General features: G+C 35.9%; 11 protein-coding genes, 1 other RNA gene and 1 riboswitch. Of the genes, 1 reads left to right on the top strand and 11 read right to left on the bottom strand.

Features of this window, described 5'->3' with window-relative positions; all coding sequences use genetic code 11:
- Positions 1–294 precede the first annotated feature (294 nt).
- Positions 295–1,458, top strand: coding sequence for a DUF418 domain-containing protein (locus tag NST14_RS08285; RefSeq protein ID WP_229142943.1), 1,164 nt, complete (start codon positions 295–297; stop codon positions 1,456–1,458).
- A 54-nt stretch (positions 1,459–1,512) separates the two neighbouring features.
- On the opposite strand, the gene pbuX is transcribed toward NST14_RS08285, so the two are convergent.
- From pbuX to NST14_RS08230, 11 genes are all read right to left on the bottom strand, one after another.
- Positions 1,513–2,835, bottom strand: coding sequence for a xanthine permease PbuX (gene pbuX / locus NST14_RS08280; RefSeq protein WP_000809240.1), 1,323 nt, complete (start codon positions 2,833–2,835; stop codon positions 1,513–1,515).
- 3 nt (positions 2,836–2,838) lie between these two features.
- A complete protein-coding gene (locus tag NST14_RS08275; protein WP_000866490.1) occupies positions 2,839–3,432 on the bottom strand; it encodes a xanthine phosphoribosyltransferase in 594 nt (197 codons plus the stop codon).
- Between the two features lie 107 nt (positions 3,433–3,539).
- A riboswitch (purine riboswitch) is annotated at positions 3,540–3,641 on the bottom strand.
- 116 nt (positions 3,642–3,757) lie between these two features.
- A complete protein-coding gene (locus NST14_RS08270) occupies positions 3,758–4,504 on the bottom strand; it encodes a type I methionyl aminopeptidase (RefSeq protein ID WP_048557436.1) in 747 nt (248 codons plus the stop codon).
- A 139-nt stretch (positions 4,505–4,643) separates the two neighbouring features.
- Positions 4,644–5,117: a GNAT family N-acetyltransferase gene (locus NST14_RS08265; RefSeq protein WP_000456878.1), complete on the bottom strand. Its 474-nt coding sequence runs from the start codon at positions 5,115–5,117 to the stop codon at positions 4,644–4,646.
- A gap of 46 nt (positions 5,118–5,163) precedes the next feature.
- Entirely contained in the window at positions 5,164–6,681 is a 1,518-nt protein-coding gene (gene ypwA, locus NST14_RS08260; protein ID WP_073536401.1) for a carboxypeptidase, read from the bottom strand.
- A gap of 101 nt (positions 6,682–6,782) precedes the next feature.
- Positions 6,783–8,720 carry an ATP-dependent DNA helicase gene (locus NST14_RS08255; protein ID WP_000493701.1) on the bottom strand — a complete coding sequence of 646 codons (1,938 nt, stop codon included), beginning with the start codon at positions 8,718–8,720 and terminating at the stop codon, positions 6,783–6,785.
- A 137-nt stretch (positions 8,721–8,857) separates the two neighbouring features.
- The gene (locus NST14_RS08250; protein WP_000376895.1) at positions 8,858–9,040 is read right to left on the bottom strand and encodes a DUF3921 domain-containing protein; all 183 of its coding nucleotides are present in this window, start codon (positions 9,038–9,040) and stop codon (positions 8,858–8,860) included.
- Positions 9,041–9,101: 61 nt separating this feature from the next.
- The gene (locus NST14_RS08245) at positions 9,102–10,241 is read right to left on the bottom strand and encodes a THUMP domain-containing class I SAM-dependent RNA methyltransferase (protein ID WP_000521234.1); all 1,140 of its coding nucleotides are present in this window, start codon (positions 10,239–10,241) and stop codon (positions 9,102–9,104) included.
- Positions 10,242–10,421: 180 nt separating this feature from the next.
- Positions 10,422–10,812: RNase P RNA component class B (gene rnpB, locus NST14_RS08240), an RNA gene on the bottom strand.
- A gap of 87 nt (positions 10,813–10,899) precedes the next feature.
- The gene (gpsB, locus tag NST14_RS08235; protein ID WP_000622430.1) at positions 10,900–11,238 is read right to left on the bottom strand and encodes a cell division regulator GpsB; all 339 of its coding nucleotides are present in this window, start codon (positions 11,236–11,238) and stop codon (positions 10,900–10,902) included.
- Positions 11,239–11,335: 97 nt separating this feature from the next.
- Positions 11,336–11,890, bottom strand: coding sequence for a DUF1273 domain-containing protein (locus NST14_RS08230; protein WP_000862920.1), 555 nt, complete (start codon positions 11,888–11,890; stop codon positions 11,336–11,338).
- Positions 11,891–11,909 lie beyond the last annotated feature (19 nt).

Genomic DNA, 11,909 nt, shown 5'->3' with positions numbered 1-11,909 from the left:
TACCTGCTACTAATGCATATACCATACTCATGCACCAACCTTTTTTGATAATGATTATCACTTTTGAATACATTTTATCATTAAAGAGAATCATTATCAACACTTTTTCATAAAGAAAGCCCCTTATAAGAAGGAGCTTCACTGCCTGTTTTGAAGAAGATTAAAACTTGTTGTGCACTCTTATTATATCTCATCTTACATAACTTAATAGTTAAAAAAAATGGAAATCCACCCTATACCCTCCATCTTACATTTTGTATAATAAAAGGGAATTACTTAACAAGGAGGAAAATAATGACACAAAACATTTCACAAGGCGAGAGGATACACTCCATCGATATTATTAGAGGAATAGCTGTACTTGGTATTTTTCTTGTGAACTGGCCTGTTATCGCCGGGATTGACTCACGTGATATTACAGGAGTTTACGAGGGGCTAGATAGCTATATCCGTCTATTTTACGATATGTTTATTCAAACAAAGTTTTATACTATCTTTTCGTTTTTATTCGGCCTAGGATTTTACATTTTTATGACTCGTGCTGAAGCGAAAACAGATCGACCAAAAACTTTATTTGTTCGTCGCTTACTTATTTTATTATTATTTGGTTTCTTACATTACGTTCTTTTATGGGACGGAGACATTTTACATACTTATGCAATTACCGGGTTTTTCTTATTTTTATTTTACAAAAGAAAGCCACGTACTATTTTAATATGGTCAATTGTACTATTAAGTTTCATGCAATTGTTCACTTTATTAGGTTCTCTTGTCATGTTAATCGTGCCAGTAGAGGAGTTAGGCCTTTCCACAGCAATTATGCCGTTAGAAAACTGGGGCGTACAAATCACAGACCGATTCTATTCTTTCTACTCTGAAGCAATAAGTAACAGTCTTATTATGCTTCCTGAAACACTAGGATTGTTTTTACTCGGATTATATGCCGGTAAAAAAGATATTTTCCGCCGTGCGAAAGAATTAGATCCAAAACTAAAGAAATGGCAAATTATTATGTTTGTTTTAACATTACCGATGTGGTTTATTATGGTTTACTTCTTTATGAACAATCAACCATACACACCATTTTCACTTATGGGTATTACGATGATAAGCGGAAAGACATTATTCATATTCTACATTTTCACGCTCATGCGTTTATTACAAAAAGAAAAATGGCAAAAGATATTACGTCCGTTCCAGTACGTTGGTCGAATGGCATTAACAAATTATATCTCGCATACAATTGTTACGTTGCTTGTATTCGGAATATTATTCAAAAATGATTATCTTGCTCCATTATGGGTAGGACCACTATTTTGCATCGGTTTCTACACGCTGCAAATCTTTATTAGCCGCTGGTGGCTGTCACGTTACCAATACGGGCCACTTGAGTATATATGGCGCCTTGGTACGTACGGAAAGATGATGCCACTTAAAAAGAAAAGCAAGGTCTCGTAAACAACACAAAAATAAAAGGTTCAAATCGCATGCGATTTGAACCTTTTATCAATTTTACGCTTCTCTTACCGCACTTTGCATAGACACCGGCTCTTCTTTTACTTTCACTTTACGCTGTGGCACCATATTAAATACGATATTTAAAAGGACTGCTGACGCACTTCCTAGTACGATTCCGTTATCTGTTAAAATACGAATGCTTTCTGGAAGTTGTGAGAATAATGTAGGAACGACAGTAACTCCTAGTCCGATCCCAACAGAACATGCAACGATTAATAAGTTTTCTTGTCTTCCAAAATCAACGCTACTTAACATTTTAATACCATATGCCATTACCATACCGAACATCGCTAACATCGCACCGCCAAGTACTGATTTCGGAATGATTGTTGTAATAGCTGCGATTTTTGGAATGAATCCAAGAACGATTAACATACCACCACACGTGTAAATAATCACGCGATTTCTTACTCCAGTTAATTGAACAAGCCCTACGTTTTGTGAGTATGTTGTATACGGAAAGGCGTTGAAAATACCACCTAACACCATCGCTAATCCTTCTGCACGATACCCTTTTGTTAATTCTTTTTCACCAATCTTTTTATTGCAAATATCAGATAATGCAAAATAAACACCTGTCGCTTCTACAATCCCTACGCAAGCAACGAGAATCATCGTAATAATTGGCGTTAATTCAAACGTTGGTGTACCGAAATAAAATGGCTGGATACCATGGAACCAATCCGCTTCTCCAACCGCTTGCAAGCTTACTTTCCCCATAAATGCTGCAACGATTGTACCGAACAATAGACCTAGTAAAATAGAGATTGAACGAATAAATCCGTCGAAGAAACGATACATAATGATAATAAATAGTAACACACCAAATGCTAATGCTAAATTTTCAAGACTACCGAAATCCTTACTTCCTACTCCTCCAGCCATATCATTAATTGCTGCTGGAACAAGTGTAACTCCAATTACGGTAACGACAGATCCTGTTACAACAGGTGGAAACAGCTTTACAAGCTTTCCAAATAATTTCGCAAAAATAACAACGAATAACCCCGCAGCAATAATTGCTCCATAAATAGAGGATACGCCGTATTGTTTTCCGATTGCAATCATCGGCCCAACGGCTGTAAATGTACAACCTAGTACAACTGGGAGTCCAATACCGAAAAAGCGATTTGATAATGCTTGTAAAATTGTCGCAACGCCGCACATTAATAAATCAATTGAGACTAAATATGTTAACTCTTTTTGATTTAAACCAAGTCCGCCGCCCACTATAAGCGGAACGATAATTGCGCCAGCATACATAGCAAGCATATGCTGCATACCAAGCGATGCGATTTTAATTGGATGTTGCTTCATCGTTTATTTCACCTCCGCAGTTTCTTGCTGTACAAATGTAACTGCGTTATTATCAAGTGATGCAATTTCTGCTAGTGATTCAACACGAACGCCTTGTTCACGAAGCTTCTTTCCTCCATCTTGAAATGCTTTTTCAATAACAATACCAAGTCCAGCAATACTTGCTCCAGCTTGCTCTACTAGGCTCATTAAACCTAAAGCAGCCTGACCGTTTGCTAAAAAGTCATCAATAATTAAAACGCGATCACTTTCATCAATATGATTTCGAGATAACGAAATTTCATTCGTTTCTTGTTTTGTAAATGAATATACGTTTGCAACATACATATTATCTTGTAACGTTAACGATTTACGCTTTCTAGCAAAGATTACTTTTACACCAAGCTCTAATGCAGCCATAACTGCTGGTGCAATACCTGAAGATTCAATCGTCACGATTTTTGTAATGTTCTCTTCTTTAAAACGTTTAGCAAATTCTTTTCCGATTTCTTGCATAAGTACTGGATCAATTTGATGATTTAAAAATGCATCTACCTTTAATACATCACCAGATAAAACCTTTCCTTCGTTCAAAATCTTTTCTTGTAATACTTTCATGTTTGTTCCCCCTCTTATGCAATAAAAAAACTCCAAAAGCCGCCACCACTCGTTACAAGTGAGAGACGCGCTTTTGGAGTTTCGCAAAAAAGAATGCTAAACAAGCAAATATATTCGTCCTCACTCATAGTCAAAGTATTTACGGTACTTCGGTAGAAACTTGCAGGCCATATCCCCGCGATTATATGAGTGTAGCTAACTATTTATTTTATAGAAGGATTATAACGCACTTTTTATACTTTGAAAAGCTTTTATTCATAAAACACGTACAAATTTTATAAAAACATCATTTTCGTTCGAGTTTTGTAAACTCTTTCATTCCCAATTATAACTTCGTTAAAATGATTGGTCCATCTTCTGTAATCGCAATTGTATGCTCATATTGAGCTGATAATTTCCCGTCCATCGTTCTCGCGGTCCATCCATTTAAATCTACTTTCGAATATCGCATACCTACATTGACAATTGGCTCAATTGTAATTACCATTCCTTCTTGTAACTCAGGCCCTTGTCCTTGCTTCCCAAAATGAAAAATTGCTGGTTCTTCATGAATTTCTTTACCGATTCCATGTCCCGTAAAGTCTCTTGCGACAGAAAAACCTTCAGCAGCTACATAACTTTCAATCGCATAACCAATATCTCCTACATGATTACCGATTATCGCCTGCTCAATGCCTTTATACAAAGCATTCTCAGCTACTAGTAATAACTTTTCTGCTTCATCAGAAACTTTTCCAATTCTATACGTCCAAGCAGAATCTGAAAGACCACCATTTAAGTTTACTACCATGTCAATTGTTACAATATCACCCTCAGTCAAAGGAACATCGGCCGGAAATGCATGACACATTTCATCGTTTACAGATGCACATATCGCATATGGATATCCGTTGTACCCTTTCTGCTCAGACGTTGCACCATGTTTTTCTAAATACGCTTCCACAAACGTATTAATTTCTTTTGTTGTAATACCTGGTTTCATTATCTTCGCAATTTCTCTATGACATGAAGCAAGTAATTTTCCAGATTCATGCATTAAACCTATTTCATTTTTCGTTTTAATTGTAATCATGCTGTCTCTCCTTACTAAACTTGCTATTTACCATTAAACTTCAATCATACACATCCTCTTCCAAAATTACAAAACTTCCAATTACAAATAGTAAGATTTATTTCTGCATAAAAAAACAGAAGGAGATTCTTCTGTTTTTTTAATCATTTTTACATATATAATTCATTTTCAAAAACTCAAAATAACTACCATTCGTCTTCTGTATAAACGTCCCAACTGCTTCAAACCCTGCCCTTTTATACACTTTAATCGCTCTTTTATTAAATGTAGCTACTGATAGTGTTATATACTTGCATCCATATTTTTCTTTACTAAAAGCTAGTATAGCATTTATGAACTGTAAACCAAATCCATTCCCAGTTATATTAGGTCTCATTCCAAGACCTATATCAACCGTTCCATCATTTATTTTACAAACAGTAAAATAACCAATGAGAGTGCCATTTTCCTTCACAGAAAATGTATGATTCCCTCTACTCTTATCTTGTAAAAATTCGGCTAAATCTTCTTCATCTGCCTCTATATCGTAAAAGGAATATTTCCCTTCATAATGCCAGTTGTATGCAATTTCTTCTGCTTCTTCTTGCGTCATCACTGTATAAGTATACTCCATTTTTCTATCCCCTTAAAAAAAAGAGCTGCAAGTAAGCAGCCCTTTTTTATAACTCGTAAATCTCTCTATACTTCGCTTCTAAATAATCTGCTAAGTAATTTGCATTCAATCCTTCACCTGTTACATCTGCTAAAATTTCAAGTGGCTTTTTCGTTTTACCGTATTGGTGAATGTTTTCTGTTAACCATTCACGAATTGGTGTTACGTTTCCTTCTTCTAATAATGCATCAAAGTTCGGAATGTCTTTTACCATTCTTTGCTTAAATTGCGCTGCATACATATAGCCAAGCGCATAAGATGGGAAGTATCCAAATGAACCACCAGCCCAGTGAACATCTTGTAATACGCCTTGTGCATCGTTAGCCGGACGAATTCCTAAATATGCTTCCATCTTATCATTCCAAGCCGCTGGTAAATCCTTCACTTGTAATGTGCCATCAAATAACTCTTTCTCAAGTTCATAACGAACCATAACGTGAAGCGGGTATGTAAGCTCATCTGCTTCTATGCGAATAAACGACGGCTTTGATTCATTAATCGCATCATAAAACTCATCTACTGATATATCATTGAATTGACCATCGCTATACTCTTTTAATAAATCATAATTTTTCTTCCAGAATGATTTATTACGACCGATAAAGTTCTCAAAGAATAATGATTGTGACTCATGAATACCCATAGATGTTCCACTACATAGCGGTGTACCTTCAAATTTCTCTGCAATATTTTGTTCATATACAGCATGACCACATTCATGAATTGTGCCAAACACAGCCATACGGAAATCTTTTTCGTCATAGCGTGTCGTAATACGAACATCCCCCCTATTTAATGTGATTTCGAATGGATGTACCGTTTCATCAAGACGACCTGCTTCAAAGTCATAATTTAATTGCTTTAATAGCTCTAATGTAAAGTTTTTTTGTTTTTCTTTTGAAAAATGTTCTGATAAAGCACTTGTCTTTAATCTCTTTTGCGAATCCGATATTTCTTTTACGAGCGGTACGATACGCTCACGAAGTTGACCAAATACGTGGTCTAACACTTCTACTGTAATGCCCGGCTCATACATATCTAATAATGTATTATATTTATATGTTTCATAACCCCAATATGTAATAAATTTCTTTTTAAATTCAACGATTTGTTCTAAATACGGACGGAACATTTCGAAATCAGATTTTTCGCGAGCTTCTTCCCACACACTTTCTGCTTTCGCTTCTAATTTCACATACGCTTCATATTCCGCTTGTGGAATTTTCTTATTTCTATCATATTCTTTACGGCACTCTTCCACCATTTTCTTCGTCGTTTCAGAAAGCTTGTCTTCACGTATTAAATCTTCAAGCTCTGTTAAATAATTTCCCATTTCATCTGAAGTCGACATAGCAAACACTTCTGATGAAAGCATGCCAATTACTTCTGAACGCTGGTCTACACCTTTTTTAGGCGCACCTGTTCTTAAGTCCCAAAACATTAAGCTTAACGCTTCTCCGTAATTTTGTATCTTCTTCACATATGTTAAAAATTGTTTTTCTACTTCATATGTAGCTACTGTCATTATATAAAAACCTCCTTTTTCTACCTCAAACTTAATTCGACATGAAAATCTAAATTCCTTTTATAATAGAAAAAAAGCTTGGCAAGCGCCAAGCTTTCTCCTTATAATTCTTTACCTTCTACTGGTAGTACGTTTTTCACTGCTTCTACCACTTTCTCATCTTCTGTATCAGATAAGAAGATTGATATAGCACCTTTATCTTCGCTCGTACGAATTAAACGGCCAATCCCTTGACGAAGACGTAAAATCATATATGGTACATCTACATCCCAGAATGGATCATTTACGTGCTTACGCTTCGCTTCAAACACAGGATCGTTTGGAGGGAATGGTAATGACCAAATAATAACATGTGATAATGATGAACCAGGAATATCTAAACCTTCCCATAAATGAACGGCACAAAGTACAGTCTCTTCTTCATTTTGGAAACGAGAAACAAGCTGACTAATTTCTTGGTCCCCTTCATATAGGAACGGAACTGACATTTGTTCTTTACTTACATATTCTTTAAACGCTGCAAGTTCTTGCGTTGTACGGAATAATACAAGTGTACGTCCATTTGTTTTTTGTATATTTTCAAGTGTATATTGACACTTTCTTTCCCATTCATTTTCTTTCGTATGAGATAGTAAGTTTACTGCCATTTGCTCTTCGTAATCAAACGGGGAGGCAACTGAGAATGATAAGTAATCTTTTACCCCTAAGCTATTTGCTGTAAATGCGAATGAATCGTTGTTAGATAATGTAGCAGAAGAGAAAATATACGGGATTTTCTTCGAGAATACTTTCTCTTGTAATACTTCTTCAACTGCACGCGGCATAATTACTAACGTGAAAGCTCCATCACCTTCTTCACCCCATGTAATTACATTTTTCTCGTGCATAAACAGACGAAGTGAATGCTCTAATACATCTAAATGTTCATCAACGATATTTAAATCATACGTGTTTACTGTATGCATTTCACTTTCAAATACTAATGCATCACCGACTTCACCAATTTTCGCATAAAGTCGCTTCGCTTCAGCCGTTACTTTTTCTGTCACAGTAATTTCTAAACGATCAGAACCAGCAATTTCTTTTTTATTCTCTTGTAACACATCAAAGAATCGCTCTGTTTGCCAAATTGTTTCTTCTACTAAATGCGCAAACTCCTCGCGAATATCATTTTGTAATAATCTCGTTAAAAGTTGCTCCATCATCGTTTGCTTTAAACGATATGTTAAAGCTTTTTGAGCTGCATATTCTACAAGATGTCCTTCATCAAATACAACACAACTACTTTCTGGTAATAACGGAATTTGTCCTTCACGCTTACGAGCATCATACGTCCAAATATGATCCATATAGAAATCTTGAGAGCAAATAATTAAATCTGCTGCTTTACGATAATGTTCACGTGATAGAGTCTGCCCGCAACGATGACGAGAATCACAAGTGAAGCAATCTTGGAAATAATCCCAATTTACTTTTGACCATTCCTCGTCATTTAAAAGCGGAAATTCTTTTCGGTCACCGTAGTGAGTAAAGTTTTGCATCGTACCATGATCGAATACAAACTGCGGTAATTCGTAGTATACATCTTCAATTACTTCTGGAGCTCGTCCACTCATAACATCTTCAAGTTTACGTAAACATAAATAATTATCCATTGATTTCGCAAGTCTTACATCTACCGATAAGCCTAATGCCTCAGATAATTTAGCAATGTCCCCTTCTTCTTTCACAAGCTGCTCAATTAACGTTTCATCTGCACAAGCGATAATCGCTGGCTTTCCAGTATAACGTGCATAACAAATTGCATATAGAAGATATACAATTGTTTTCCCGGTTCCTACACCAGCTTCTGCGAACATAACTTTCTTTTCTTGGAAAGCACGCTCTAATTGAAACGCCATAAAAATTTGTTCATCACGCTCTTCAAAGCCTTTTTCCGGAAGGATGTCGTAAAACACATCTCCAATCCACTCATTCAACTTATCATAAAAATTGTCTTGTTTCCCTACTTCAAATGGTAATCTCTTCTCAGTAAACATCCTTAGCCTCCAACCAAAAAGTTTTTCTATAAAAGATATAGCAACTGCTACTCATATGTGTGCAGCCACTTTCCCCTGTTGCAATACATAGAAATACACGAAAAAAAATTTTCCTTTCGAAAAAGGAAAATTTTCTTCTATATTAATGACTTTAAATACCGTTTATCAATCGCTGTTTCATGTGAAAGAGCTGACAAATATTCTTCTTGTGCTTTTTGTATTTCATCTACAATCGCACCTTGGCTATCCACTTCTTTTCCGAGCTCATCATACGTACGGTGAATAGCTTTTTGAATCATTGATAATTGGAAACTATCCATATCAGTTCCTCCTTTACGCATTACATAATAGCCAGTATATGCGCGCTGGAGGAGTTTTATACTATGAATTACGAGGTGGACGTTTTCCGAAGTATTGGTAGTAATCTGTACGGATAAATCCGTTAAACAGTTTACGTTTCTTCGATGCATCTTTTCCGTAGCACTTCTCAAATGCTTCGTAACTTGTTAATACATACGCCGACCATGTGTCTAATGGACGGAATACTTGTCCCATTTCTTTATACAGTTGTTCAACAAGTGCTTTTTCACTTAAACGTTCTCCGTATGGAGGATTCGTTACAACATAGCCATAATCCTCTTTTGTTGTGAAATCTTTTACTTGCATTTGTTTAAATGTAATTAAATCGCCTAAACCGACTTCTTCTGCATTATCTTGAGCAACACGGATCATACGATGATCAATATCTGATCCAATGATTTGCAATGGTTGATCATAGTTCGCTAAATCTTCTGCTTCTTGACGAGCTTCACGCCAGTTTTGTTTACCAACCCAGCCCCACTCATCCGATGCAAAACCACGGTTAAAACCTGGTGCGATATTTTGTCCAATTAATGCTGCTTCAATCGGAATTGTACCTGATCCACAGAAAGGATCCACGAAAGGACGATCTGGCTTCCAGTTTGTTAATTTAATTAAAGACGCAGCTAATGTTTCTTTTAAAGGAGCTTCCCCTTGATCCACACGATATCCACGTTTATGAAGTCCAACACCGCTCGCATCGATTGTTAATGTTGCGATATCTTTTAACATTGCAATCTCAATACGGAATAACGGGCCATCTTCTTCAAACCAAGTTGTACGTTTATATGTTGTTTTTAATTTTTCAACAACAGCCTTCTTAACGATACGTTGGCAATCCGAAACACTGAATAACTCAGATTTTAAAGATTTACCGATAACAGGGAACTCACCGTTCTCTGGAATATAATCTCCCCAGTTTAATGCTTTCGTTTTCTCAAACAGCTCATCAAATGTTGTCGCTTTAAATTCGCCAACTTTAATTTTCACACGGTCCGCAGTACGTAACCATAAATTCGTGCGACAAATCGCCTTTTCATCTGCTTCAAATGTTACTTTGCTGTTTTCTACTTGGCATTCATAACCAAGATCACGAACTTCTCGGGCAACTAAAGCTTCAATACCCATTGCCGCTGTTGCGATTAAAGTAACTTTTCCCATTTGCATTCACCTCTTATGTATATTCAAACAATAATTAATAGCCATTTATCCTATTAATTATTACATTTTACGAAGAATTTTCTCATTAACCATTTTAACTCATAATTTATAACTTCATACAAATAAAAAGCCCTCCTCTAACAAAGGAGAGCTGAGTTATTTCATAGTTGGTTCATAACGTTCTGTAAGCCATGTTCTGTTCCTTTGTACTGCAAACGGCCCACGCCTCGTACTCCGGTGGCAATCATCTATCTACAGGTTATACAACCTGTCCTTTCCCATCGTTCATTTCCTTGGAAAAGATTCCCCTACCATTATTTGGGTTTCTCGCTCGTGGGGTTTACCTCGTTCCACTCCTATCATTTCTTCAAGGACTTCGTCACTGTGGCACTTTAAAGGTAGTCAAACCATATCCGATAGGACTTAGGTTTTTTCCCTGCCGTTAAACCAGCCTTACAGCCAGAATACCCTAGCTTATGAATTGGCTAGGCACGAACACTACAGCCATCTCAGGCCGTGCGAGCATGGACTTTCCTCTACAACGTTGGCGTTGCAGCGATTACCCAAACGTTATGACATCCATTAGTATAGTGGAAACAAAAAGATTTTGCAATGTTTTTTTCTATGTAAAATGCTGTAACCTTTTTATCACCAGAAATTATTCATATAACTTACTTCCAAATACAGCTTTTTCTAAATTCGATAGACGTTTTAAAATGTCCGTATTCGTGTTGTTATATACTGGTTGTGCAACTGGTGTTTGTACAACTGGTTGTTGTGGAACTTGCGTTGCTGCTAGCTTTTGTTCTTCTAGTTCACGCTTTAAACGAGCATTTTGTTGCTTTAATTGCTCAAATTCCTTGTGAAAAGCTTCGTAATCTTTAATGATCATATCAAGAAACTTGTCTACTTCTTCTTGTTGATAACCTCTCATACCTGTTTTAAATTCTTTTTCTAAAATATCTTTTGCCGTTAATTTAATTTTATCCGAAATCATTTTCTTCACCTCAAATTTTTGCCAAAACTTTCATTAACTAAATTTTTTCAGAAACAATGCTTTTTGTCAATCATATATACGAGTACTATATTACATATTACTCAGCATTATTCCACTGTTCCTCTTCTATTATATCTTGTAAATCGGAAAAAAGAATGAAATAACTGTGATAATTTTCTATTTCTCCTTTTTTCTTTGCCGCTTCTACAATATATTTAGGACTCCCTGGTTTTTCTTCATCATATACAGCTAAAAGTGCATCACTTTTTTCAATAAAAAATTGATTTTTTAATTTAAATTGCTCTGGGCTTTCGTACTTTCGTTTTGTGATACTATCAACATGGTCTGCTTGAGAGAGAATAAATTCGTAATATTCACGGTTATCTTCCTTCCAACCTTCTTCTTGTTCTAAAAATGGAGTAAATACCGCTAATTTTAAATCTGGATATTCTACTTGTATTTCAAAAACAACTTCAGCAGCCCATAATTCTACACCTAACTGGCCACTTATTATAACCCACTCTAAACCATCTTCTACAAAAGCAATTAATTTACGACGCAACGCCTTTTTTATACATTCTACTCCTGGATGATCATTTTTAAATATTCCAAGTTCAAAGGGCTTATAGCCTGTTACTGCAATAACTTTCATATCAACACTCCAATTACAA

Source organism: Bacillus sp. FSL W8-0519, assembly GCF_038005585.1.
Taxonomy (GTDB): Bacteria; Bacillota; Bacilli; order Bacillales; family Bacillaceae_G; genus Bacillus_A; species Bacillus_A paranthracis.
This window is presented reverse-complemented; position numbering and strand designations above follow the sequence as displayed.